We start from the raw sequence: 25,512 nt of genomic DNA, 5'->3' as shown, positions 1-25,512 counted from the left end.
ATGGATAGCAGGTGCATACGTATTCATGTATACAGGTTAAAGTATTGATAGCGGTGACTTTTAAGCGGAAATGCTTATACTTAGCTCTCATTTAATTTTTCATGGATTGAACATGGCCAATAGAAGTTATCTTTATTCTTGTGGGATTCACCCAAATCAGCAACGTAAGCGTCCCCAATTAAAAGGAATATCAGAATGGAATTCTGATATTCCTCTAGTCTATAAGGTTTTAGTTTCTGCACAAACCAGAGTTTGTAAGTCATCAATTTGGAAAGGTGATTTACAAATTGCTATTTCTGGAGATTATTTAGAAGGAAGGAAAAGACTCTTCGAGTTTTTAGAGCGTATTAAAAATGAGGAAACTGAGAAGCTTATTAAAGATGCTGAATCTGCATTAGGAATTTGGGACTTTAATAGGGAATTCTTCGTGTTGGAAGCAGGAGAAATATTCGATTTGATAGATGATGATCTAGAAGAGCAAAATAAGTCTCTATTTGAACAGATTCAAGATTTATCTTACGACATAGATAAAGCTGTAGACACTTTTCATGCCTTGGCAGGAGAAGAAGAGAGTGGATTCAGTAAACAATATCTATACGCTGCCAACACACTAGGATTAGGTAATTGGCGAGATGTTTTATATTACGACTTCCCAACTACTAGCCTTATTTCTGACTTTGATGACTGGAATAAAGCAAGTGATGCAGAGCGTTTAGCGGAAGTTGAATTTTTAATGCAATATCAATTAAAAGAACAATTTGATTTTCTCGGATTTAAGCGTTTTCGCTGTAACCGAAATTCCAATGTAATAGCTCGCTTTTTTCATCGTGAAACTCGCATGAATTTTCACTTAATTCCAGGAGGATTCTTTTATCCTGGAGCGACAGAAGAACAACTAGCTATCTGGGGAATTACAAACGATGAGCTCGCATCAGAATCATATATAGATATGCCAATAAAGTTAGAAGTTATGCCATTTTTAATGGCAGAGTACTTACTTACAGAATATGCTTGGAAGAAATTTTCTGATGTAAAACTATTCTGGAATTTTGGAGACGATTACCCTGTAAATGGTGTAGAGCTTGTCGATATACATAACTGGTGTGAAAAATCTGGGTTAATGGTTCCGACTGAATTACAGTGGGAGTATGCCTGTCGCGCAGGTTCGAAAGATTTTTTCTATTGGGGAAATGAGCCTAGTAATCGATATGCGTGGGTTGATAATAATTGCGAATTTGATCTTGAAGCCTCTCAAGAGCGCAATGGGATATTGCCGCCTCCTTCAATTTTCAAGAAAGTATGGAGAGTCATTAAACGCGATATTTTGAAGAAACAAGGCGAATACCATACTTTTACCGCTGTTGATCAAAAGCTACCTAATGCATTTGGGCTTTTGGGAATGCTAGGTAATTTATTAGAGTATGTTAGTGAAGATAGAGCACCGTATTCATGGCGCTGTGATGGCTCTAATTATGACTATTCGCGTCAATGTGGCAACGATGTGTTACGTGGCGGTAGCAACGTCTACAAATGGTATCAAAATAGAACAACTTACCGTGTGCCTTGCGCTCCAGGTTGCAGCGATACTGGCAACAGTGTGCGAACTTCAATGCCATTAAAGCCAATATGATGCTTATCATAAGAACTTTAAAACTCGCTACTACAAGTTAGGTGTGCGTATTCTCAGTAATCTCGTAATTGATAACATATATTAATACAGCTAATCTTCAAATATTCCGATGGTGTTAGATTATTCCGCACCATCGGTGTATTTTTTTAAATGTTGATTGAGCTGTTTTACTTTTTGCTCACACGCCGCTTGATCTGATTTATGGAGCTCTTTACAGCGCTTCGGATGTTTGGGTACAAATAAGCTTTTTTCAATACCATAGACAATCATTTCGCCATCAACTTTAGCACCCACATCTGCTAGTGAAGGCTTATTTTCGTCGGTCTTTAATGCACTATCTAGCGCTGCACCAACTGCTGAGCAGCCTTGCAGCAGAATCACTAATGATAGGGTAATAGTTTTCATAAATATCCGTCTATGCTTTTATGTATGCCTTAATGTAACTGATGGCAGTTAGTGAAATTGTATAATTTTGTATCCATGCATTTGTGCTCTATTAATAGATAAGTTATTTATACAAAAATGTTTTTTGAGGTTCTAATATCTCGTCGCGAATAAATAAAATCAGTTATAGAGTAGAAATATTATGGCTGCTTAGTTTAGATTTTAGATCATTGGACAAGTACTTATCCGCCAATTGATAAACGCCATTGGGACCTAGGTTGACCCACTTTCTGAGTTTTTTGTCATCACCTTGAGATTCCTTAGTTAGCCATAAGGCAACAGTTAATGCTCCCCATTTCTTATGGAAAGGACCTGAAGCTAAACCGCGTAATAACTCATCTACTTGCTCTTTATTCGCCGTTTTTAAAGCGATTAATCGGTTAACAAAGGTCTTTTCTAAGTCTCGTAACCGATTTTCTGCATGTGGTGTTATACGCCCGTGCTCGTCACGCCATTTGTTAGAGATAGACCGAAAATGACCAAGACCTTCGATATAAGATTGATAAAGAGCTTGTTGAAGTGGCGTTTTTATTGGGTAAGGATTTCTTTTTAGCCATTGGTATTGCAGTAGGTGGGTATACTCGTGGGCGAAAATTCTAGAGATACGCGTTTGGTTTTGGACCGAATTAGCATCACCGTATGATCGTGATAATACACTGACGTTAAAATATATATGGGTTGGATGTTTGTTGGTGATGGTAAAGCCATCTCGACCACCTCGGTTGCCTATGATAATTGAAATATCTCGTGTGATTGGTGTCTCTGAAAATGGAATTGCTAAGGTGTCAAATTGTGTGCGCCAAACATCTTTCTTTTTTGATATCAAAGTCGCCCATGCTTGCTCGTTTACAGTTAGCGGTTTTTGTACTTTGTCTTGAATCGGCCAAAGCATCGAAACCTGCCCATCGCTATTAACACTGTTTTTGATAGAGATTTGATTGGCGTTTACGGCAAGGCTAGTCAACAAGGTTGTTGTGTAAAAAAGTCCTTTGAAAATGTTCACAGTTTTACCTTTGTTATTGTTATTTTAGGTAAATACAGTAAAGCATGACAAAAATTGAACAATGTTTAATTTGTATACTTTTGTAACTATTTATTGAGTGATAATTAAACTTATAGCTCGACTTCAATCCAATCTCTTTGAGCTTTAGTTCCGGAGTGTTTAATTGCGAGATATTGTGGTTCACTTTTATCTCCAGAAATCGAGACTGCCGTTATTTTTACTAAAATATTAAATGGCTCTTGCTCATTTGTGTTTCCGTCAAACCAAATGATTTTATATAGGCTCTTATCGTGCCATAGCTTATCCGGAAATAAGATATCGCCTGAAAAAATAGGCTCTTTGTATGCGCCTTCTACAACCTCAAAAACATAGCCTTGTTGGTCTGAACTATGATTACTATTTCTTAGCTTTAAAACTCCAGCATCGGAGCATGAAGCGAAATTTCCATCATCTGAACCACGCTTAATCGATTCTACTTTGAAGTTCGGTGAAACCGCTTTTACCGCCGGTCCGGTATAACTTTCAATATCTAGTTTTGTATAAATACTCATAAAAGAACATGCTAGTGCAGGACTTATGAGTGAATTGATAAATAAAATGGATGCTACGCAAAGTAGCTTTTTCAGAAACAGATCGGAATTTATTTTCATTTAATTATCCCTATAAAATGAAGATTAAATTTAGCTATAAGTAATAAAAGCACGCCAAATAGCGTGCTTTTCATTGCGCAAAGTTGAGTCTAGCTTATTTTAAGCCTAGTACTTCTTTACCTTGTTTGAAGTCGATATCCACTGGAATATTGGCTTTAGTCAGTTTATCTAAGTCAGCCGCTAGCTCTGGTTTGATAAGACCAGTGTCTTTGATCAGCTGGTCAACTTTGTCGTAATCACCAGTGCCTTGAATGGTTAGGATAAGATTTGACAGTGACGCCATGGCTTTGGCCATTTTTTCAAAGTTCACTTGATAGAAACCATTGGCGTCGCGCTCGAATGCGCCTTGTTGTTGGAAGTAGTTAAAGCGCATCATGTTGGCTTTGCCGTGAGCAGAGCTTGCGCCAAAGCGTACAGAGCGGAAGATGCCCGCCATAAAGGTCACGTAGTTATCTTCAACCACACCCTCAGAGATTTGCCCTTGCTTAAACAGTTCGGTAATCATATAAAGACCCAGAATGTCGGCTTTGCCTTCTTCTAGTGCTGACGCGTGCTCTTTTAGCGATTGACGAACAGTGCCTTTGCCGTTGATGGTGTTTTTAATGCCAAGACCGTGGGCTACTTCGTGGAACATGGTGTTACCGAAGAAGGCATCAAAAGTCACGTGTTTACGTTGTTCTGGTGCAATAAGAACGTCTGAAATCGGCAGTAGAATGTGATCGAATTTCGCTTTCATGGCGTTTTTAAGTTGCAGACGACGGGTACCTTTTTTGAGTTGTACTTCTTCATCATTCGGCAGGTTAATGGCAATAGTTTTACCGCCAGCATTTGAATGACCAGCGTAGTAGATAACGTCGTAGGCGTTTAAGTCTGCATCTGTGCCCGGTGTTTCTTGCTTAAATTTTTCGTCAACAGGTAAACCGCGTTGCAGTGCAGGTAAGAAACTAGCGAATTTTGCTAGACGTTTTGACCACGCCATGTCTTTAACTAGTACGTAAGATTCATAAGCCGTGCGATAGCCAAAGAGTTGATCTTCGTATGTTTCGATTGGACCGATAACCACGTCAATCGGGTTGTTTTTCATGTCCATCCATGCAAAGTCAGACGCTTGGAAATCGTCGTTTAGCAACGCTACTGAGCGCATTTTTAGGTAGTTGGCAAAATCTTTATCATCGGCTAGCGCTGATGCTTCAAGTAATAACTTACTCGCTTGCTTTAATTCACTCTCATAGATTTTTGAATAAGGAATCGACATTAACGCGCCTGCATCGTCGCGGCGAATAACGCTGTACAAGCCTTTCTTATCGACACCTGCTGGGGCATTTTCAAGTTCTTGTTTGGTCATGTCCTGCGGGTAGAACTGCGCGCCTTTGGCTTTTTCGCTGAAACCACTTAAAAACGGGTTATCACCTTGCAGGCGATCCCATGGACCATAGTTAATCTTGGCAAACTCACGCACTTTAGGATCGTTAATGCTAGCAAGGAAGCCTGCTTTGTCATTGCCGTAGGCTTGTTTCCAGAAAAGGTCATCCATAATGACACTAGCGTCAATTAACTTACCTAACATTAGTTTTTGATTAGCTGAAAGGTGTGATAAATCAGTAGTTAGGGTAACTTCTTGGTACACGTCTAAGCTATTTTTAAACGCAGGTAGAAGCTGTGGTCCCGTTGCTGCAACTTCTTGTTTCGCAGGGGCGGTTTCTGCCGCTGGTTTGGCTGTCTCGCCACAACCTGATAATGCGATAATGCCTGAAACAAGCAGGGCAATCGATGATTTTTTCATAAAGGTTCTCTCAATGATTTTTATTGTTTTATGTATTTGAAATTAATTAATACCAGTTGGCACCCGTTACCACTTTTCTTCGTCTTCATCCCATTTGTCGTCATAGGTAGACTCTTTCGGTGGTGGCATTTTTATTTTGTTGCTGGCTTTGATGAGGGAAAATTGCAGTAGCACTATACCCAGTACAACGCCGATGATAATTAAGATCCAAAGCATGGCTTTCCTCTCGTTAGCTCGATTTCACGATGTTGATGATATACCGCTGGTAGATTTCTGCCAAATTGCGTTGTATTTGTGTTTTTAGGCCCATCTCGTGCTGCTCAACACATTGTTCTAATAGCATTAGGTTTAACGTATCGCTGTATTGCTGAGATTGCTCTATATGACTGATGTGCCAAGGTTCACGTGCTACGCCGCCGTTATAGGATTGATAGGGCAGAAAAAAGCCATGATCATTGAGGTTTTCAATCAGCCAAGTGCCAAGTTGTTCCATAGGCCCACCTGCATCGTATTCCCAAGGCTCTAATTGCAACGATTGCGTTAGCATGCTTGGCGCATAGACATCGAGATCTGTGCCCCAGTGGTGGCGACTAGCGCCGGGCAGAGCTGACCAATGCAGTATGTGAAACAGCAGTTCCTCTTTTGTAAGTGATGCAACATCAAGGTGCTGATTATTGGCATCGTTAACTGGGCGCAGGCCGTTGGCTTTGTTGTTCCAAATCATCCGTTGACGTTCAAATGAGCGATAGGCGCTAGCTATGGTTAAGTCGATGCCGTCATTTTGAGCGCTTGTGAATAATCGCTGCCAATCACTTTTCACTTGCTGGTGCAATTGATGCGCCTTGCCATTAGATAGCACCTCGGTTAAATGGGTTTCACTGAGGCCTAGGGCAATCTGTTGTGGCAGCGTAAAATCAGTCATAACTTTAATCAAGCAATAGCTTTTCGAGTAGGCGCTGATAAACATCGGTGAGTATTTCTAAATCAGAAAACTTCACGCATTCATTGACTTGGTGAATAGTTGCGTTAACAGGTCCCAATTCGACTAACTCGGCGCCCGTTGGCGCAATAAAGCGACCGTCAGAGGTGCCGCCACTGGTTTGTGGATCGGTATCATAGCCCGTAATTTCTTTAATGGATGAACGGACAGCGTTTAACAATTGACCGTGGTCAGTTAAAAACGGTAGGCCGTTGTAGGTCCAATCGATATCGTAATCAAGGCCATGTTGATCCAGAATGGCAATGATGCGCGCCTTGATTAAATCGAAGGTCAATTCAGTGGAGAATCGCAGGTTAAATTGGACTTTTAAAATTCCCGGAATGACATTACCTGCGCCTGTGCCGCCGTTGATATTGGAAATTTGGAAACTGGTTGGCGGGAAATACTCATTGCCGTTATCCCATACCGTTTTTGCTAGCTCATCTAGCGCAGCCATCGCTTTGTGAATGGGGTTGGTAGCAAGATGCGGATAGGCAACATGGCCTTGTTTTCCTTTGATGACGAGATCACCTGTTAAGGAGCCTCGGCGTCCATTCTTTACGACATCGCCTAATTTAGCGGTGCTGCTTGGCTCGCCCACGATACAGTATTGAATCTTTTCGTTGCGCGCTTCAAGGGTGTCTACTACGCGGGTTGTGCCGTTAATAAAAGGTCCTTCTTCATCACTGGTGATCAAAAACGCAATAGAGCCTTTGTGATTTGGATGCTGCTCGACGAAACGTTTGGTAGCAATAACCATCGCCGCAAGGCTGCCTTTCATGTCCGCCGCGCCGCGCCCGTGTAACATGCCGTCGATGAGCTTGGGTTCAAACGGCGGATTGTGCCAATGGCTTTCTTCGCCAACTGGTACCACATCGGTGTGGCCAGCAAAACAAAACAGCGGGCCGCTGTCGCCTTTGCGCGCCCACATGTTTTGGGTATCTTCAAAGCGCATTGGCTCTATGTTAAAACCAAGTGGTTCAAGGTAGCTCGCCATTAAGTCTTGGCAGCCTTCATCAAGAGGTGTAATAGACGGGCGAGAGAGTAAATCGATACTCAAATCGAGTAGGGCTTGATCGTTAACGGCGTTGAGATATGACATAGGTGGCGAACTACTTTTATTGATGGGAATTAAGCGAAAAATTCTTGGTACTGCGCGTCTTTAAAGCCGAGCAGTGTTTTGTCGCCACTAACTAGTAATGGGCGCTTAATGAGTGTCGGCGTTTCTATAAACAGCGCCTTTAGTGCACCTTCAGAAGTATCTGCTTTTTGCTCATCGTTCAGGTCGCGATAACTTGTACTGCGCTTGTTTAGCATTTGCTCTACGTCGCTAACGGCCACGAGAGAGTCTAGTAGCGCGGCATCTAAGCCATCTACGCGATAGTCGTGAAAAGTGTATTCAACGCCATTGGCATCTAACCACTTGAGTGCTTTTTTGATGGTATCGCAGTTTTTGATGCCGTAAATGGTAGTAGTCATGATGATCCTTAGAATGTTATTTGGGTTTAATCACGCCAGTGAGGACGGTTTCTTCATTGGCTCTGACATTGCCATAGTGAGGCTTAACGGTAAGTACACCGTTAGTGAGAAGTAGGGCAATATCAAGGTGAGGTATTTGTTTTCGAATGTTAATTAAGTCGAGTTCTAGCAGCACGTCGCCACACTTCACTCGCTGACCAACGTTGACCTTGCGCACAAAGCCACAACCATGGGTATCGAGCGCTTGATAGCCACAGGTTATTTCAACAATAACGCCGTGTGACGCCTGCATTTTTAGCTGATGATTGGTCGCGGCTATTTCACTGATTATGCCGTCACAAGGCGCAACAAGGCGGCTGCCTAGTGGCTTAAACATCACGCCTTGACCTTGCAAACCGTGGCTGATTGCTGGCTCATAGTGCTGAGAAATGGGCAATGCCTCACCGCTTACTGGTGCAAGCAGTGGTAGTTTTACAAGTTGCTGAGCTGGTTTTTCTGCAGTGGTCATCGGCCGCTATGATTCAACGAGTTGGTTAACTTTGTAGTCGTTTTTCTCTAGTACTTCGACGGCTTTAGACAAGCAGTCTTGTTTAACGAGAATGTAGTCGGTGTCAAAGGTAGAAATCGCGAAAATACTAATATCGGCACTGGCGAGGACGCCCGCGATACCAGATAAAATGCCAGTGAGTGAGAAATTAAGTGGCCCCATCACTTCTAAACAGCGCCAGCCAGTTTCACTATCGAGGCTGTTAAGTTTGAGCTCTGATGGCACAACAACGGATAATTCATCGCTGGTTTTACCAATAAAGTAGATGTCTTGGGTAAAAATGCTGGCATCTGGCTGTGTTTCAGGCGTAAAGCTGTGAATAGTAAACTCTGTTTGCAGTACTGCTAGTGTCTGTATTGGCATTAATTTCGCTCCACGAATGACGGCTATCCATTTCTACACTTTAACTAAAGTTTTATTTTCCGGCTGTATTTCTCAGCTGTATTTTCAAAGTGTCTAGAGCGGTTTAGTCTACCTGCTATAGCTTGGGATCTGCAAGGTGTGGTGAGGGTTAATAACAAAAAAGGGAAACCTAAGTTTCCCTTTCCATTATTTTGTCATTCGCGACTACTGAATATTTTCTTTATCGCTAAAGATATCAGCAAACAATGCAGTCGATAGGTAACGCTCACCAGAGCTTGGTAAGATTACAACAATGTTTTTGTCAGCAAATTCTGGACGCTCAGCGATGCGGTTTGCAGCAACAACAGCGGCACCTGAAGAAATCCCCGCTAGGATGCCTTCTTCGTCCATTAGACGTTGTGCCATTTCGATAGCGTCTTCGTTGCTTACTTGTTCAACTAAATCAACGAGGTCTAAATCTAGGTTTGCAGGAATAAAACCAGCGCCGATACCTTGAATTTTGTGTGGACCTGGTGTTAATTCTTCGCCTGCTTTAGCTTGTGTAATAACAGGTGAAGCAGTTGGCTCAACAGCCACAGAAGTGATTGCTTTACCTTGTACTTGTTTGATGTATTTGCTCACACCAGAAATAGTACCACCAGTACCGACACCAGCAACGAATACATCGATTTCACCATCAGTGTCTTCCCAGATTTCTGGACCTGTGGTTTGGACGTGAACTTCTGGGTTTGCTGGGTTTTCGAACTGCTTTAATAACACGTATTTTTCAGGTGCGCTATCCGTTAGCTCTTGCGCTTTTGCAATAGCGCCGCCCATGCCTTTAGCACCTTCAGTAAGCACTAGATTAGCTCCTAATGCTTTTAGTAGCTTGCGACGCTCAAGACTCATGGTGTCTGGCATAGTAAGGGTTAGCTTGTAACCGCGTGATGCAGCTACGAAGGCTAGTGCGATACCTGTGTTACCACTTGTCGCTTCAATCAGTTCTTTGTCTTTAGTTAACTCGCCATTTTTTTCAGCGGCCCAAATCATGTTAGCGCCGATACGACACTTAACACTGAAACTTGGATTACGGCTTTCTACCTTAGCGATAACTTTGCCGTTAGAAACTTTGTTTAAACGAACCAGCGGCGTTTTACCGATGGTTAATGAATTGTCTTCTGCGATGTTAGCCATTGTGCTTTCCTCACTGATCGTTAGGCTGAAAGTGCCAAAATTGTTTGAGATTTCTCTGTTATAGCTAGCCTATAGATTTGACGACGGAAGTGAAATGATATTTTGTTATAACGATATGTAATAAAAAACTAAGTTTTTATATCAATAGTTCTAGCGTGTTGGAGGAAGCTTTTCTATTCGAGATTGTTTTATGTTAGGGTTTAAACATCCGTTTAATCACTACTTTATTCTGTTGTTATGTCATTTGAATCCACTGAGAACTACGTCGTTAGCGACGAACTGCGCCTTGCTGTTGATGCGGCAATTACCCTTGAAAAACCATTACTGATCAAAGGTGAACCGGGGACCGGTAAAACCATGTTGGCGTTGGAGCTAGCCAAGTCGATGAACGCGCCGCTGATCCAATGGCACATCAAATCAACCACTAAAGCGCAGCAAGGCTTATATGAGTACGACGCCGTTTCTCGACTTCGTGATTCACAGCTTGGCGACGATCGCGTTAAAGACATTGGCAATTACATTGTTAAAGGCAAAATGTGGCAAGCCTTTGAAAGCGAGCAGCGTCCTATTTTATTGATTGATGAAATTGATAAGGCAGACATCGAATTTCCAAACGACTTGCTACAAGAGCTCGATAAAATGGAGTTCTTTGTTTATGAAACTCAGCAGCAAGTAAAAGCCAAAGTTCGTCCGATTGTGATTATTACCTCAAATAATGAGAAAGAGTTGCCAGATGCCTTCTTGCGTCGCTGTTTCTTCCATTACATTCAATTCCCTGATGAAGCGCAGATGCAAGAGATTGTGAATGTGCACTATCCAAACATTAAGCCAAAATTGTTAGAGCAAGCGTTGACTCGTTTTTTTGAGATGCGTCAGTTAGGCGGCATCAAGAAAAAGCCATCGACTTCTGAGTTACTCGATTGGCTTAAGTTACTACTAGCGCAAGATATCGCCCCTGAAGTGCTGCGCGATAAACAGCACGATGATTCAATTATGCCCCTTTATGGCGCGCTGCTTAAAAATGAGCAAGATATGACGTTGTTTGAAAAAATCGCTTTTTTAGCGCGTAGGCAGCAATAATGCTCATCGACTTTTTCTTTACTCTGCGTAAATACGAGCTCAAGGTCAGTGTGCGTGAGTTGCTCGATTTATTGCAGGCGTTAGATAAACAAGTCATCTTTGGTGACATCGATAAGTTTTATCAATTATCGCGCATCGTAATGATCAAAGATGAAAGTCAATATGACAAATTCGATCGCGCTTTTGCTGATTACTTTGAAGGTGTTAGCTCTATTGATTTGTTTGATAAAGACATTCCCGATGACTGGTTGCGTAAGGAATTAGAGAAGTATCTTTCCGAGGAGGAGAAAGCACAGCTTGAAGCGATGGGGTCCTTGGATGAACTATTAGATACGCTGCAGCAACGTTTAAAAGAACAAGAAAAGCGTCATCAAGGCGGTAATAAATGGGTAGGCACTGGTGGTACATCGCCATTTGGTGCTTATGGCTATAACCCGCAAGGTGTGCGTATTGGTCAAAAAGGTAACCGTCACAATCGCGCCGCTAAGGTATGGGATAAGCGTGAGTTTGCCAACCTGAGTGATAACGAACTGCTGGGCAGTCGCAATATGCAAGTGGCACTGCGCCGCTTGCGCAAGTTCGCCCGCACCGGGGCACAAGATCAGCTCGATCTCGACCAAACCATCAAGTCTACAGCTAATAATGCCGGCTATCTCGATATAAAAATGAAAGCGGAGCGCCACAATGCGGTAAAAGTACTCATGTTTTTTGATGTTGGCGGCTCGATGGATCCTTATATCGAACAAGTTGAGCAACTGTTTAGTGCTGCGAAAACTGAGTTTAAACATCTTGAGTACTTTTACTTTCATAACTGTGTTTATGAATCAGTGTGGCAAGATAACCATCGTCGCTATACCGATAAAAAGGATGTGTGGGAATTAATTCGCACCTATGGCCGTGACTATAAAGTGATTTTCGTTGGCGATGCGTCTATGGGCCCTTATGAGATAAGTTATCCGGGCGGTAGCGTAGAGCATTGGAATGAGGAATCTGGCGAGATGTGGTTGAGCCGCTTAACCAGTCATTTTGATAATGTCGCTTGGCTCAATCCGGTAAAAGAAGAACACTGGCGTTATACAGTGAGTATTGACTATATTAAGCAACTAATGAGCGACAGCATGTTTCCGATGACTATTGCTGGACTGGAAAATGCCATTAAGGCATTGCGATAACTGAGTATAAATCTGTAGAGGAGAGCGATAAGTGAATGAAGATACAAAGGATAGGATCACGCCTGTCGCTTTCGCTCCTGATGAATCCTTGTTTGATCTACCTTTAGCGCGTCCGTGGCGAAGAGCTGGGGCGATGTTATGTGATTTAATGATTGTCGCTGTTTTAACATCAATGGATGATGTGGTGCTGATAAGTATGTTGCTCGTCGTGTGGTTATTTCACAAAGCGCGGGTATGGCAGCTGCTGGGAAGAATACCAAGACACGGCGTTTGGCTTATTCGCGGCGGCAGTCTAATGATTGTTATCACGGGTTTTTATTTGGCGAGTTTAATGGTGAGTCAAACCAATAGTCAGAGTAACAATGATGATGATGACTCCTTGGTTGCTGAGCTGGCGTTAGCCGGGCTCTCTGCTTATAACAACAGCCAATGTCCTGATGCTGAGTGTTGGAAACCTGTGCTTGAGATTGTCATCGCACAACAGCTTGCAACGAACGAGCAACCTCAGCAATCTGATGTTGTTGAAATTGTCGAAAAATTTTTGAAAACCAGCGGCATTGAAGAAACTGAGCAACAAGCGCTGCGCCAGTGGTCACAGACGTATGACGGTTGGAAAAATGACCAAGCACAAGAGCCTCAAAGTGATGCGACTGAAATCGTGCTAACAAATGATGCTGACAAAGAATCGAAAGAATCAACTGACAACAGTGAACAAGCGTCGTCAGCATCATCGCCAATGCAGTGGTTATTTGGCTTTATCAATGATCTCGGATTGGGATTTGGTTTTGCCGCAATTTATTTTACGTGCTTTACCGCATGGTTTAACGGCCAAACTTTAGGTAAAATGCTGTTTAATACACGTGTTTTACAACTGAGTAATGAACCTATGGGGCTGTGGGACTCTTTTGGTCGCTACGGCGGCTATGGGGCTGGTTTAGCAACAGGGTTGTTGGGATTTATCCAAGTTTATTGGGATGCTAATCGCCAAGCTATTCAAGACAAGATTTCAGCCACTGTGGTAATAGATCTCAATCTAGCTGCGCGAGAAGGAAAAATCGCTGCCGTACGTAATCACAGTGATAGAACTGAAAGCAATGAAAATAATGATAATGCAGTCGTTAGCGAAACGGCTGATAAGTAAATAGCCTTGCGGGGCTTGAGAGAGTAAAGAATGTCAATTGTATTAAGTGGAACTGGTTTATATACACCGCCTCACAAAATTTCTAACGACGAACTCGTTGGCGCTTTTAACCAATATGTTGATGAGTTCAATGCGGCAAATGAGCAAGCCATTGAAGCTGGTGAATTAGAAGCGTTAAAACACTCTAGCAGTGAATTCATCACCAAGGCATCAGGTATTGAAAACCGCTACGTAATGACCAAAGAAGGTATTTTAGATACTAAAACCATGATGCCGTTAACGCCGTCGCGCACTAATGAAGAAGTGTCACTACAAGCTGAAATGGCAATTGGTGCAGCTAAGCAAGCATTAGAAAACGCCAATAAAAAGCCTGAAGATATTGATTTAGTCATTGTCGCTTGTTCATACACCCAGCGTGCCTATCCTGCGATAGCGATTGAAGTGCAAAAAGAGCTTGGTTGTGGCGGTTGGGCATTTGATATGCTGGTGGCATGTTCGTCGGCGACTTTTGGCATTATGAATGCGTCAAATGCGATTGAGAGTGGCACGGCAAATACCGTATTAGTAATCAGTCCGGAAATTGCTTCGCCGCAAATTAATTATTGCGATCGCGATAGCCACTTCATCTTTGGCGATGTCGCAACTGCGGTTGTGGTTGAGAAAGAAAAAACTGCAACCAGTGACCATGCTTTTAGATTGTTAGCTAAAAAGCCAATCACCACATTCTCAAACAATATTCGCAGTAACTTTGGCCATCTCGCTCGCCATACACCAGAGCAGGCGTTTGAAGGCGATAAGCTGTTTGTTCAGCAGGGGCGTAAAGTCTTTAAAGAAGTATTGCCGATGGTATCTAAGCTAATTGATGAGCAAATGACATTAGCTAATATCGGTAAGGATGATTTAAAGCGCTTATTCTTGCATCAAGCTAACATCAATATGAATACTTTTATTGCCAAGAAAGTATTGGGACGCGATCCAGAAGGTGATGATGCGCCTATTATCTTAAATGAGTTTGCTAATACGGCTTCAGCGGGATCTATTATCGCTTTTCACCGGTTCCACGATGATATGGTTGCTGGCGATAAAGCTATTATCTGTTCGTTTGGCGCCGGTTATTCAGCGGGTTGTTTGATCATCGAACATATTTAGGCTGCCTGATATAATGAAAATGCCAGCAATATTGTTGCTGGCATTTTTTATGGCAAAGTGAAAATTATAATGATCCGGTTAGATAAATTTTTGAGCGACAACGCTAACTTAACGCGTAAAACCGCTAAACAGGCATTACATCGCGGATATGTGACAGTCGATGGCGTGATAGTAAGAAAAGGCGATCTTAAAATAGATCAGCAATGCGTCATGCTTGCGGGACAACAAGTGTCACCTATAGGGCAGCTTTATATTATGCTAAACAAACCAGCAGGCTATGTTTGTTCGACTGTCGATGATGATGGCATTAGCGTGCTCAATTTAATTGATGAGCCGTGGTGCGAGCAACTGCATATTGCCGGACGTTTAGATAAGGATACCACTGGGCTAGTTTTACTAACCAACGACGGGCAGTGGTCACATCGAATTACCTCGCCAAGCTCTAAGTGTGATAAAACATATGAAGTAACGTTAGACAGGCCTCTTACTCAGGAGCTTGTAGAAGTTTTTGCTAATGGCATCATGCTAAATAATGAAAATAAACCGACGAAACCAGCTCAATTGACTATTCTTAATGAACATCGCGCTGAACTGGTTATCAGCGAGGGAAAATATCATCAGGTTAAACGCATGTTTGCGGCCGTTGGCAATCATGTCACTGCATTGCATCGATCACGAGTAGGTAGTGTTAGACTTGATGGTTCACTTCAACAAGGAGACTGGGTTAGATTGACCGAGCAACAGTATTCGTCTTTTTTCTAATTCTTTAGTTGTAATGTGTTTAAAATATAGTAACTTAGTCTTAATTCTGACTGTAGTAGTAAAACTGGAAATTACGTAGAAACATGTCAAAACTGTTGATTATTGAAGATAGTCCCCTTATTCGTAAAGTTATTAAGCATTTAGCAACAACGGAATTGAGCTGTGAATTTGACTTTGCCGAAAGTTATGCTCAGACCAAAGAGCTTATTGCCAACAACGATTATTTTTTGGCATTAGCTGACCTTAATTTACCCGATGCCCCTAATGGTGAAGTAGTTCAACTTACGCTAGAGCAAGGGATTTCTACCATTGTTTTAACGGCAACCACCAATGAGGAGTTGCGTAAAAAGTTATTAGCAATGGGGGTACTTGATTACATCTTTAAAGAGAATCGCGATTCCTATGTCAGCGCGATTAGGCTAATCAATCAGCTAATTCTTAATCAAGACATTAAAGTATTGGTGGCAGATGATTCTAAAACGCTGCGCGGTTATATCAAGTCGCAGTTGTCGAAACTGTTATATCAAGTGATCGAGGCTGAAAATGGTGTTGAGGCTATTAAGCGTTTAACTGAGCACCCAGATACAGGGCTGTTGATTACCGATTACAATATGCCGAAGATGAATGGTATCGAGCTTATTCGCCATATTCGTCAGAGCCGTCTGCGGGATGAGTTCCCGATCATAGGCTTGTCGTCGTCGAATGATCCGACTTTGTCGGCACGATTTATTAAGCATGGTGCCAATGACTTCTTGGTGACGCCATTCATGCAAGAAGAGTTTCAGTGGCGCATTATTAAAGCTATGGAACAGATTGCTCTTATCAAAGAAATTCGCGATGCGGCAAATCGTGATTACTTGACCAAACTCTATAATCGACGTTACTTTTTTAACGTTGGTGAGACTGCATTTGAACAAGCTAAAAATGACAGTAGCAACTTTAGTGTTGCGCTTATGGATATCGATTTTTTTAAGAAGATTAACGATAACTACGGCCATGATGTCGGTGACACAGTATTAATTGAAATGGCTGCCATTCTAAACAAATGGTTTGAAGGCATGTTAGTAGCCCGTTATGGCGGCGAAGAGTTTATCGTTGTGATCGAAGACTTAAGCGCTAGTAAGGTAAACACCTTATTGAATGCTTTTCGTGAATACACGGCACAGCAGCAATTTGATATTGATGAGCACACCATTAACTTTACCGCGAGTATCGGCGTTGCCAACAATATTAATCAGGTTGAGAGTTTAGATGATTTAATCAACCAAGCTGACATCGCGCTTTATCAAGCAAAAGAGAGTGGCCGCAACGTGGTGATTTGGGAAAATGAGCCGTTGGGATTCGAATAACGGTTTTAGGGCCTGTTGATCTTTCGAGGATGAATTTTGTGCAATTGACAAGGCGTTTTCGCAAGGCATGAGGAGCGACGCCTAGTTTACCTAGGCGAGCGACGAAAAACGCAGCGAAAATATCTTGTCATTGCATCCGAAGGACAGCGTTTGTTCGTGATTTCTACGGCGTTATTGCCTGCTAGCTTAGCCCACTAAGCGTCGCAGGCTCTGCCTTGTATAAAACCCGAACAATTCGCTGCAAAAAACTTCACCAAAGATCAACAGGCCCTAACAAAAGTAATAAAAAAACCAAGTCAATCGACTTGGTTTTTTTTTGTCTATAGAGTTTGCTAGTGCTTATAAAACACCGCGACGCTCTTGATCGCGTTCGATTGATTCGAATAGTGCTTGGAAATTACCTTCACCAAAACCTAGGTTGTCTTTACGTTGAATAATCTCGATAAAGATTGGGCCAAATAGATTTTGGGTAAAGATTTGTAATAGGTAACCATCTTCATTGCCATCAACAAGGATTTGATGATGTTTGATGCGGTCGCGATCTTCAGTAACTTGCGGTACGCGATCGTAGATGGTGTCGTAGTACTCATCGATAATATCAAGGGTACGAATGCTAGTTCCTTCCATGGCATCGAGTGACGCGACGATATCGCGAGATTCAAAGGCAAGGTGCTGTACACCTGGGCCATTGTATTCGTTGAGGTACTCGTCGATTTGGTTCTTATCGTCGTCCTTACCTTCGTTGATTGGAATACAGAAACTGCCATCTGGAGAACGCAGTGCATATGATACAAGGCCAGTTTTAGCACCGTTAATATCAAAGTAACGTACTTCGCTAAAGTTAAAGATATCCTTGTAGAAGTTGGCCCATTTTTCCATGGTGCCCTTGTAAACGTTATTTGTTAGGTGATCGACGCGTAGGAAGCCTTTTTCTTCAACGATTTCTGGATTTTCTAAATCGCTAAAGTCGCTGTTGTAGATATTGTTGTCTGCAGTAAATGCGTCGATGAAGTAGATAATGCTGTCGCCAATACCGTAAATAGCTGGGTAAGGCATGTCTTTATCTTCGTCGCTAACGGCTTTAGCGCCACGCTTTGTCGCTTCGTCGAATGCTTGATTTGCATCTTCGACACGCCAGCCCATTGATGAAATTGCTGGGCCGTGAGATTTGGCGAACTCGAAAGAAAAACCTTTGCGCTCGGTATTAATTAAGAAATTAATGTCATTTTGTTTGTAGTGGTAAATCTCTTTTTCGTTGTGTTTTTTAATACGAGAAAAACCGAAATCTAAAAATACCTGATGCATGAAATCGAAATCAGGTGTTGCAAATTCTGTAAATTCGATGCCGCACAGGCCAATTGGATTTGCTGAATCTGTCATAATATATACTCTACTTTGGGTTGTTTTTAATAATAGTTTTGATATCGTGCTTACCAACACTCTTGCAAGAGTGTCTCGCCCAATTGCAAATAATCATATCTTTAATCTTGTTCGAAAAATATTATTATGTTTTAATCAACATGATTTGATATTTAGATTGTATTTTAAGGCTTGGTAACATGAGATTAGATATAGAAACGCTGAAAATTTTAGACTTGATCGTCCGCTTGGGGAGTTTTGCCAAGGCGGCAGACCAATTAAATCGCGCGCAGTCAGCAATTAGTTACCAAGTTAAGAAACTTGAGCAGCACCTTGGGGTTAATCTTTTCGACCGCAGTAAATATCGCGCGGAGCTAACGCCTGAAGGTAATGCAATTTTGACTGAAGGGCGTCGATTACTCCAGCAAGCACATAACCTAGAAATTCTGGCAGAGCGTTTTAGTCAGGGCTGGGAGCCACGTTTAGAGATTGTTATTGACGGCTCAGTGCCAATGGCACCAGTGATGAAAGCGTTAAAGCGTTTATCTGAAATGGATGTGTCGACTCGCGTTCAGCTACGCACTGAGTTTTTGAGCGGTTGTCAACGTTGGTTTGACAAGCAAAGCTCAGATCTGATGTTAGTTAAAGATTATCAATCAACGCCATATCTTGTAGCAAAGCCACTGCAACCAATTGATTTCAAATTAGTGGTATCAAAAGAGCATCCGCTTGCACAAATGAAAAATGTAGAGCTAAAAAACCTTCACGAGCACGTTGAGCTAACTATCGCAGATTCGGGTAATACAGATCCACAATCGCAAGATGAATTGCAGTTTGGCGGAGATCGCGTGTTTTATCTCAATGGCTTTATGGCGAAGAAAGAGTCCATCATGCTTGGGCTTGGTTTTGGTTGGGTACCAGATTATTTGATTAGCGATGAACTAACCGCTGGTGATTTAGTAGAATTAGATTTTGTTGGCGGTGCGAGTCACACCTTCACGCCGCGCTTAGTACATTCGAGTGAGCGTCCGCTAGGGCGAGCTGGTCAGCTGTTAAGCGAGCTAATTATTGAAGAGTTTGCCAAGTAGCTTGCGCGTGGATTGATTAACCGCTGAGAGCTTAGTTGTAATGGCTCTCAGCGATATTTTCCTAAGTATCAAGAAGGTTGGCTTTATTCCAACACATTTTTACCCGAGAAGCGCACGCGCTTTTTGTTTTTGGCAATCAGCTTTTTGCCAATACCTTTAACCTTCATTAAATCATCGATAGTTGTGAATTTACCGTTCTTTTTGCGGTAATCGACAATGGCTTTCGCCTTCTTCTTACCTACGCCTTTTAAGCTCAGCATAATCTCTTCGGCGCTGGCGCTATTGATATTTACTGAGCTGTATTTTAGCGTTTGCTTTTTGGCTTTCTTTTTCAGTTTATCGGTTTTGTGTGATTTCTTCAGTTTGTCCTTTTGCGCTTTAGCTTCCTGTTTAGTTGTCTTGGCTTTATCGCTAGTCGTATCAGCGGCAACAGCAAGAGGGGCTGCGCAACATAGGCTTAGTGCAACGAGTGGGGTGATGAGACGGTGAAATATAGACATAGTTATTTCCTTTATTACTTTTCCATTGTCGGGCTTTAAGTATAGAAGGGATTGTTATGTCTGCTGGATATTTGCGCGTTTGATTTATCCTGCTGCTAATTTTACTAAAAAGTACTTGCGTTAAACGGCGTTGGTCATGGATAATGCGCCTCGGTGACTAATTGGTCCCCTCGCAACGATAGATGGTGAACCCGGCCAGGCCCGGAAGGGAGCAACCGTAGCGATCGACTCGTGTGCCGAGGTGTGGCTGATTAGTTACCACTCACTTCTTCAATATATCCCTTTAAACTTTCTAATTTTGTGGCAATTGCGCTAACAAAAAGTTTTTCATATTTTCACCCATTACTAGTCGAATATCTGATTTTGAAATATCCAACTTTAATAGTTCTTGGGTGATAATTGCGATCTCAGAGGTATCAAGCGCCGTGGTAACTGCGCCGTCAAAGTCTGAGCCAAGGCTAATATGTTGTGGGCCAACGAGCTTAATGCCATAGGCAATTTGTTTCGCAATTTGCTGCGGTGAGGTATCACACGCTGCTGCAGACCAATAACCAAGGGCAATTAAGCCACCTTTATTGGCGATTTGTATCATTAAACTATCATCAATGTTCCGTGCACTATCACAAAAACCTTGCAGTCCTGTGTGGCTCACAATAATCGGTCGTTTAGATAGGGCTAAAATATCTTTCACTACTTGGGAAGATGAGTGGGAAACATCGATAATAATTGATTTTTGATTGAGTCTTTTAATTACTTGTCGTCCAAATTCGGTAAGGCCTTGATTTGATTGACCATGGAGTGAGCCGCCGAGTTTGTTGTCAAAGAAGTGTTGTAAGCTCATCATGCGAAAACCCGCGTCATACAGTACGTCTATATTATTAAGATCGCCTTCCAATGCGTGGGAGCCTTCTGTGCCTAAAAGTGCACCAAGCATCGCGGGGGCTTCTTTACGTTTGCTAATAAATTGTCGCAAAGTCTGTTGGCTGGTGATGAGCATTAATTGTTGCGGTGCATTAGCAATAGCTGTTTTTAGTTTTTTACTTTGATATAACGCGCGCTCGGTGAGATTAAACCAGGTTCTAGGAGGCCACGCTTGCACCATGGCAAGTAAAGTAATGTTGTCGAAGGCATCGCTATTATTGTTGTGATAATTCTGATTGCGCGGACTCTTTGTCGTCGTGGTAAACATTTGAAGTGCAACGTTACCTGCTTGCAGTCTAGGAATATCCATATGACCATAATCAGAGCGCTCTAGAATATTGCGATTCCAAAGCAAGCTGTCACTGTGCCAATCGCCGATGAATAATGATTGATGAAACGTTTGGTTTGTCGCTGAAACCTTGTATGGCGTATGGGAGGTAATAGCGTTACGTTGCTCGTCTATATAAGGAGGAACCAATAAAGCAACGAGCACTAAGCTAATAATCAGTGTTGAAGCAAATAAGAGTCTTTTCATGTTCAGTGACTACTGTTGATGCTTTTCGAAATCGTTTTTAACGATTTCTAGTGCTTTTAAAACTGTTTCTTTTGGCAGTTTCGTCTCTTCTAGTATTTCGATGAGATCGACGGCGAGTTTTATGTAATCCGGCGCTTGTTCTAATGGGGTCGATTGGCTCATAGTCTTTCCTGCTCAGTTAAAATGGACGCTTGCCTTTTTCTAGGTTTTCAATTTTTTGCTCGATGAAATAAATCGCTTTATTACATTGGCCTAAACGTTTCTGTAGTTTTAGGATTTCTTGCTGTAGACCTATTTTTTGGTCTTGATTCGCTTTGGCTAGTTGTTCGTTTAACTGGTGTATCCGTTGATTAAATCTACTGCGATATTCGTGATGTTTCGATAGCTCTTGATAGAGATGTTGGCTATTGCTCATGATTTTTTGTGCCAACCATTTAAAGTTATCGCCACTATTTTGCTGTTTTTTGGCAAATTGTTTCGCTTTGCTCGCTTTATCTATTTTATAGCTACGCCCTTGTAGCTCTTGGCTTGATAACTCTTTTTTGATGGCTTGGCATTGGTCGACGAGTTTTTCACATTGAAATGCGATGATCGAGTTGGCGCTATTACTATCGATGAGTGCTTGTACGTGAATGACTAAGGCTTGGCTTTCTTTGACGTAATGACTTAGTTGACGCGATTGAGACTTGAATAAGCGCTCTTCAAAGAGTGCTTTGCGGGCTAAATCAGGGATGATATTTGTCTGATCGTAAATTTGTGCGTCAGCGGCCAGCTTTGAAAGTACTTCGCGTATTTTGTTGAGCTCTTTTCTCATAGCCAAGCACTCCACGCTAATTTGGCACTGATGCATAACACGACAAATATAAAAATCGGCCGGATGAAGTCACTGCCAAATCGGATGGCGGCTTTGGCACCAATCACTGAACCGATCATTAAACATACACCCATGCTGATGCCGATCATGTAATCAACTTGGCCGAGAATAATAAAGGTAATAAGTGCGGTGAAGTTACTAATAAAATTCATGGTACGAGCAACACCGCTGCTCAAAAGAATATCAATTTTATAAAGTACTTGACCTGATACTGTCCAAAACGCACCAGCACCAGGTCCTGCAAAACCATCGTAAAAGCCGATAGATAAGCCTTGAAACCACTGTTTTACTTTACAAGGCTGGGTGGTCTTAAGGCAGGTATGGGTTGATGGCGTCTTTTTAAATAAGGTGTAAATTGCCGTTACCATAATAAGTAGTGGCAATATTTTCTCTAAGAAATCACCATTAACGAGATAAACAGCCCCTGCGCCTAGCGCCGCGCCAATAAAAGTTGAGATAGCGCAGTGAATCCAGAGTTTTGGAGAAAATAGTTTGTTGCGATAGAAGGTATAACTGGCTGTCGCAGTACCAAAGCTTGACGCGAGCTTATTGGTGCCTAATACCATGTGAACTGGCATACCTGTACTTAGTAGTGCTGGTACGGTAAGTAATCCGCCGCCGCCAGCAATAGCGTCTACGAAGCCTGCGATTATGGCAACACTAGATAAAATAAGCCACAACGGGATACTGTCGAGAAACTCAATCATTCATTAACGCTCAATGGTAACCTTATATGGCGGAAGGGAGTCGATTAGTGATTGACCGTAGCGCTTGGTAACAAGTCTGCGATCTAAGATGGTGATAGTGCCTTTATCTTTTTCATTGCGCAAGAGGCGACCACAGGATTGAATCAGTTTTCGTGATGCATCAGGAATAGTCAAAATCATAAAGGGGTTGCCGTTCTTACTCCTAATGTATTCACTATGGGCTTGCTCTATGGGGGAGTTAGGTACTGCAAAGGGCAGTTTCGTAATGATCAAATTCGTCAGGTAATTTCCTGGTAAATCGAGACCTTCTGAGAAACTACTAGTACCAAATAAAATGCTACCGTGGTTGTTATCACATTTATCCTTATGGAGTTTTAAAAGGGCATTGCGAGAAGCTTCGCCTTGAACAAGCAGTGAAAATTTGTGCTTTTCACGCAACGTTTTAGCCACTTGATTCATTTGCCAATACGAGGAAAACAACACAAGTATTGCGTCTTTATTATTGAGGCGAGTGGCAAGATCTTTTACTAGCTCATGCGTAAAGGAGTCGCTATTAGGCTCGATGGCCATTTTCGGAATAATCAATTCACCATTGTTAGGAAAATCGAAAGGCGAGTTTAGCTTAATGTATTGGGTGCCATCGTTGGTTTTCAAGCCAGCACTGCGCCTAAAGTGATCAAATGAATTTAGCGCGGTAACAGTTGCTGAACACAAGACAACGCCCATTGCTTGTGACCACAAATAATCTTCAAGAAAATAGCCGACTTCTATCGGCGCTGCGTGCAAAATGAACTCGTTTTTGACGTCGTCGGTTAACTCGACCCAACGAACCGTTGGCGCACTGTTTTTGCTATCGACTCGTTTGAACATCGCCCATAACTTTTGATGATTTTCCATCCGCGCAATTGCAGTTCCTAGGTCGCCGAGGATGGCCTCTATTTTCCATGGGCTAACATCACCGTCTTTATAAGAGTCCAGGACAACTTGGTGGATTTTATTAAGATCGCGCAGGGCGAGCTTGCTCATTTCATCGCTGTTAGCTACCAATGGCATCAGACTCTCCGGCACTATGCCACCTTCAAAACGATGCCGTTTATCTTCATTGCTAAACAATGACAAGTTTGCTGTGAGCCATTGATGAATCAGCTTGATCTCAGAGCTTAATTCATTGCAGTGATCACTGAGTTTCATTAATGGGCCAATCAGTGAGTCACTACGCATACTGTCGGAGATTTTCTTACCAAGAACATGAATTTTACTAAGCCAATCCATTGTCGCTAAAACACTCGAGGATGCACTTGAGAAGTCGCGAGCTTTTTCTGGTAAGTGGTGAGCCTCGTCGATAATGTAAAACATATCTTGTGGCTCGGGCAGAATTTTACCGCCACCTAGTTCGAGGTCAGCCAATAATAAGCTGTGATTGACGATTAGCACATCGAGTTTATCAATCTTTTCTCGTGCTTTATGAAATGGACAATTGCGATGAGCACTTAATTGCTTATTGCATCCGAACTTGTCGCATTGAATTTGGTACCACAAAGTATCGGGAATTGGTTTTGGCCAGCTATCACGCTCGCCATCCCACTCTTTGTTTGTCCAAGCTCGCCAGAGTTCTTTTGTTAGCTTAATAATCGCCTCATCGGGTGGCTGTTGCCACAGGGCAGAGTCAGAGGCGTTAGGATCGGCAAGTAGTTCTAACTTGCTGGTGCAAATATAACGTTGTCTTCCTTTAATTAAGCCAAAAGAAAAATCGAGATCGCTATACTGGCGAAACATTGGTAAGTCTTTATTGAGTAGTTGTTCCTGGAGGGCAACTGTTGCCGTCGAAATACACACTTTCTTATTTAACGCACGCGCTAAAACAATAGAGCCCAAACAATAAGCAAGAGATTTTCCGGTTCCAGTCCCAGCTTCAATCACACCAATTCGACGTGATTTATCAAACTCGCCCGCTAAAATTTTAGCTGTTTGCGCCACCATATAATTTTGTTCTTTTCTCGAAATGAAATTAGGTATTTGCGTCTTAAATTGCTTAAAGCAGTGTTGAATCGACTTTTGAACTTTTGCAGAGAGCATTGAGAATATCTGTGAGGCATTAAATTGTTCGATATCATATCAAACTTACGCATAAATAAGCATAACTCTCCTGAATTTAGCGAAATGCTTAGAAGAGATGCCTAGCTCAAAATTTAATAAATTAATTCGAATTTGTTTATCAATTAAACAATTCTTTAATTATTAGCTGCTTACGAGGGATTTTTGTACGAAAAGTGTGTTTTTTGTCATAAAAAATTCAAAATTACATTAAATTAACATTTTGTTACGAATGGCAAATGCATATTTATTTATCTAAAGTGACAAATGATTCTCCATTCAACTTAATTCTGACCCACGGTTGAAAATTAACTCTTTTGTTGTTGTTAAAATATGTGTTGTGCCAATTAATTTATTTTAAAACAACATTTTATTGTAGTCTTTGTGCGTTATTATGCCTTTCTATAGCATTCTTATTAATAATACATTTTGACGATAATCAATAAATAGTTACGTTTTAAGTTTTGTGTAACAGAAGGTGTATTGCTCGAAATCTTGGTCTGATATTTGACATAGTATGTCAATTGTAGATAACAAGATATGTTTTTGTCGTGTGAATCGTTTGTTAATTTTTTGTTAATCCTGTTTTTTATCAATTGGTTATGTTGGTTGTTGCTTGGTGGTTTTAGGTGGGATTTTGTGTTGACAGTGAAAACCTGAATGTGAAATGATGTCATCGGTTTTGCCCCTTCAAACCGAAGGGTTCAGGTATAAATAATATAATATTAAA

General features: G+C 41.8%; 26 protein-coding genes and 1 other RNA gene. 9 read left to right on the top strand and 18 right to left on the bottom strand.

Translation table 11 applies throughout. From position 1 onward, the window contains the following. Positions 1–112: 112 nt before the first annotated feature. Complete coding sequence (locus MHM98_RS05830) at positions 113–1,630, top strand: SUMF1/EgtB/PvdO family nonheme iron enzyme (protein ID WP_239438332.1); 1,518 nt, start codon at positions 113–115, stop codon at positions 1,628–1,630. A 120-nt stretch (positions 1,631–1,750) separates the two neighbouring features. On the opposite strand, the gene MHM98_RS05825 is transcribed toward MHM98_RS05830, so the two are convergent. From MHM98_RS05825 to cysK, 11 genes are all read right to left on the bottom strand, one after another. Further along, positions 1,751–2,035, bottom strand: a complete 285-nt coding sequence (locus MHM98_RS05825) for a hypothetical protein (RefSeq protein ID WP_239438331.1) — start codon at positions 2,033–2,035, stop codon at positions 1,751–1,753. A gap of 163 nt (positions 2,036–2,198) precedes the next feature. Then, positions 2,199–3,077 carry a hypothetical protein gene (locus tag MHM98_RS05820; protein ID WP_239438330.1) on the bottom strand — a complete coding sequence of 293 codons (879 nt, stop codon included), beginning with the start codon at positions 3,075–3,077 and terminating at the stop codon, positions 2,199–2,201. Between the two features lie 110 nt (positions 3,078–3,187). Next, complete coding sequence (locus tag MHM98_RS05815; protein ID WP_239438329.1) at positions 3,188–3,727, bottom strand: hypothetical protein; 540 nt, start codon at positions 3,725–3,727, stop codon at positions 3,188–3,190. A 94-nt stretch (positions 3,728–3,821) separates the two neighbouring features. After that, entirely contained in the window at positions 3,822–5,510 is a 1,689-nt protein-coding gene (locus MHM98_RS05810; protein ID WP_239438328.1) for a Zn-dependent hydrolase, read from the bottom strand. A gap of 66 nt (positions 5,511–5,576) precedes the next feature. Next, positions 5,577–5,726, bottom strand: a complete 150-nt coding sequence (locus MHM98_RS05805; RefSeq protein WP_239438327.1) for a DUF2897 domain-containing protein — start codon at positions 5,724–5,726, stop codon at positions 5,577–5,579. 13 nt (positions 5,727–5,739) lie between these two features. Next, positions 5,740–6,432: a M15 family metallopeptidase gene (locus MHM98_RS05800; protein WP_239438326.1), complete on the bottom strand. Its 693-nt coding sequence runs from the start codon at positions 6,430–6,432 to the stop codon at positions 5,740–5,742. Between the two features lie 4 nt (positions 6,433–6,436). Continuing rightward, complete coding sequence (gene dapE, locus MHM98_RS05795) at positions 6,437–7,591, bottom strand: succinyl-diaminopimelate desuccinylase (RefSeq protein ID WP_239438325.1); 1,155 nt, start codon at positions 7,589–7,591, stop codon at positions 6,437–6,439. A gap of 29 nt (positions 7,592–7,620) precedes the next feature. Next, a complete protein-coding gene (locus tag MHM98_RS05790) occupies positions 7,621–7,968 on the bottom strand; it encodes an ArsC family reductase (protein ID WP_239438324.1) in 348 nt (115 codons plus the stop codon). 16 nt (positions 7,969–7,984) lie between these two features. Beyond that, complete coding sequence (locus MHM98_RS05785; protein WP_239438323.1) at positions 7,985–8,476, bottom strand: PTS glucose transporter subunit IIA; 492 nt, start codon at positions 8,474–8,476, stop codon at positions 7,985–7,987. 6 nt (positions 8,477–8,482) lie between these two features. Further along, positions 8,483–8,878 carry an ACT domain-containing protein gene (locus tag MHM98_RS05780; RefSeq protein WP_239438322.1) on the bottom strand — a complete coding sequence of 132 codons (396 nt, stop codon included), beginning with the start codon at positions 8,876–8,878 and terminating at the stop codon, positions 8,483–8,485. Between the two features lie 204 nt (positions 8,879–9,082). Continuing rightward, positions 9,083–10,051, bottom strand: a complete 969-nt coding sequence (cysK, locus tag MHM98_RS05775; RefSeq protein ID WP_239438321.1) for a cysteine synthase A — start codon at positions 10,049–10,051, stop codon at positions 9,083–9,085. Between the two features lie 237 nt (positions 10,052–10,288). On the opposite strand from cysK, the gene MHM98_RS05770 reads away from it, so the two are divergent. The 6 genes from MHM98_RS05770 to MHM98_RS05745 all read left to right on the top strand — a co-directional run bounded on the left by MHM98_RS05770 (position 10,289) and on the right by MHM98_RS05745 (position 16,704). After that, entirely contained in the window at positions 10,289–11,131 is an 843-nt protein-coding gene (locus MHM98_RS05770) for a MoxR family ATPase (protein ID WP_239438320.1), read from the top strand. Then, positions 11,131–12,303: a VWA domain-containing protein gene (locus MHM98_RS05765; RefSeq protein ID WP_239438319.1), complete on the top strand. Its 1,173-nt coding sequence runs from the start codon at positions 11,131–11,133 to the stop codon at positions 12,301–12,303. Before MHM98_RS05770 ends, MHM98_RS05765 begins: the two co-directional genes overlap by 1 nt. A 31-nt stretch (positions 12,304–12,334) precedes the next feature. Further along, positions 12,335–13,444, top strand: coding sequence for an RDD family protein (locus tag MHM98_RS05760; protein ID WP_239438318.1), 1,110 nt, complete (start codon positions 12,335–12,337; stop codon positions 13,442–13,444). Positions 13,445–13,474: 30 nt separating this feature from the next. Next, positions 13,475–14,593 carry a beta-ketoacyl-ACP synthase III gene (locus MHM98_RS05755; protein WP_239438317.1) on the top strand — a complete coding sequence of 373 codons (1,119 nt, stop codon included), beginning with the start codon at positions 13,475–13,477 and terminating at the stop codon, positions 14,591–14,593. Between the two features lie 69 nt (positions 14,594–14,662). Continuing rightward, positions 14,663–15,355 (top strand): 16S rRNA pseudouridine(516) synthase RsuA, encoded by a 693-nt coding sequence (gene rsuA, locus MHM98_RS05750; RefSeq protein ID WP_275441428.1) that lies wholly within the window; start codon positions 14,663–14,665, stop codon positions 15,353–15,355. Positions 15,356–15,438: 83 nt separating this feature from the next. After that, positions 15,439–16,704 (top strand): response regulator, encoded by a 1,266-nt coding sequence (locus MHM98_RS05745; protein WP_239438316.1) that lies wholly within the window; start codon positions 15,439–15,441, stop codon positions 16,702–16,704. A 339-nt stretch (positions 16,705–17,043) separates the two neighbouring features. Here the strand turns inward: MHM98_RS05745 and hppD are convergent, their stop codons facing one another. Then, the gene (gene hppD / locus MHM98_RS05740; RefSeq protein ID WP_239438315.1) at positions 17,044–18,084 is read right to left on the bottom strand and encodes a 4-hydroxyphenylpyruvate dioxygenase; all 1,041 of its coding nucleotides are present in this window, start codon (positions 18,082–18,084) and stop codon (positions 17,044–17,046) included. Positions 18,085–18,263: 179 nt separating this feature from the next. Between hppD and MHM98_RS05735 the strand changes: the two genes are divergently transcribed. Beyond that, positions 18,264–19,151, top strand: a complete 888-nt coding sequence (locus MHM98_RS05735; protein WP_239438314.1) for a LysR family transcriptional regulator — start codon at positions 18,264–18,266, stop codon at positions 19,149–19,151. An 83-nt stretch (positions 19,152–19,234) separates the two neighbouring features. Here MHM98_RS05735 and MHM98_RS18740 read toward each other — a convergent pair whose 3' ends face one another. Beyond that, positions 19,235–19,651, bottom strand: a complete 417-nt coding sequence (locus MHM98_RS18740) for a helix-hairpin-helix domain-containing protein (RefSeq protein ID WP_275441427.1) — start codon at positions 19,649–19,651, stop codon at positions 19,235–19,237. A 159-nt stretch (positions 19,652–19,810) separates the two neighbouring features. Between MHM98_RS18740 and ffs the strand changes: the two genes are divergently transcribed. Next, an RNA gene (gene ffs, locus MHM98_RS05725) (signal recognition particle sRNA small type) lies at positions 19,811–19,907 on the top strand. Between the two features lie 36 nt (positions 19,908–19,943). On the opposite strand, the gene MHM98_RS05720 is transcribed toward ffs, so the two are convergent. Genes MHM98_RS05720 through dinG form a run of 5 tightly spaced genes read right to left on the bottom strand, consistent with a single transcriptional unit; the run spans position 19,944 to position 24,764 of the window. After that, the gene (locus tag MHM98_RS05720; protein WP_239438313.1) at positions 19,944–21,107 is read right to left on the bottom strand and encodes a dipeptidase; all 1,164 of its coding nucleotides are present in this window, start codon (positions 21,105–21,107) and stop codon (positions 19,944–19,946) included. A 9-nt stretch (positions 21,108–21,116) separates the two neighbouring features. Further along, on the bottom strand, positions 21,117–21,269 hold the full coding sequence (locus MHM98_RS05715; protein WP_239438312.1) for a YbaM family protein: 153 nt from the start codon (positions 21,267–21,269) through the stop codon (positions 21,117–21,119). A 16-nt stretch (positions 21,270–21,285) separates the two neighbouring features. Continuing rightward, entirely contained in the window at positions 21,286–21,921 is a 636-nt protein-coding gene (gene priC / locus MHM98_RS05710) for a primosomal replication protein PriC (RefSeq protein ID WP_239438311.1), read from the bottom strand. Next, positions 21,918–22,688 carry a TSUP family transporter gene (locus MHM98_RS05705; RefSeq protein WP_239438310.1) on the bottom strand — a complete coding sequence of 257 codons (771 nt, stop codon included), beginning with the start codon at positions 22,686–22,688 and terminating at the stop codon, positions 21,918–21,920. Before MHM98_RS05705 ends, priC begins: the two co-directional genes overlap by 4 nt. 3 nt (positions 22,689–22,691) lie before the next feature. After that, entirely contained in the window at positions 22,692–24,764 is a 2,073-nt protein-coding gene (gene dinG / locus MHM98_RS05700) for an ATP-dependent DNA helicase DinG (protein WP_239438309.1), read from the bottom strand. Positions 24,765–25,512: the final 748 nt, after the last annotated feature.

The sequence above is a fragment of the Psychrobium sp. MM17-31 genome, assembly GCF_022347785.1.
Taxonomy (GTDB): domain Bacteria; phylum Pseudomonadota; class Gammaproteobacteria; order Enterobacterales; family Psychrobiaceae; genus Psychrobium.
This window is presented reverse-complemented; position numbering and strand designations above follow the sequence as displayed.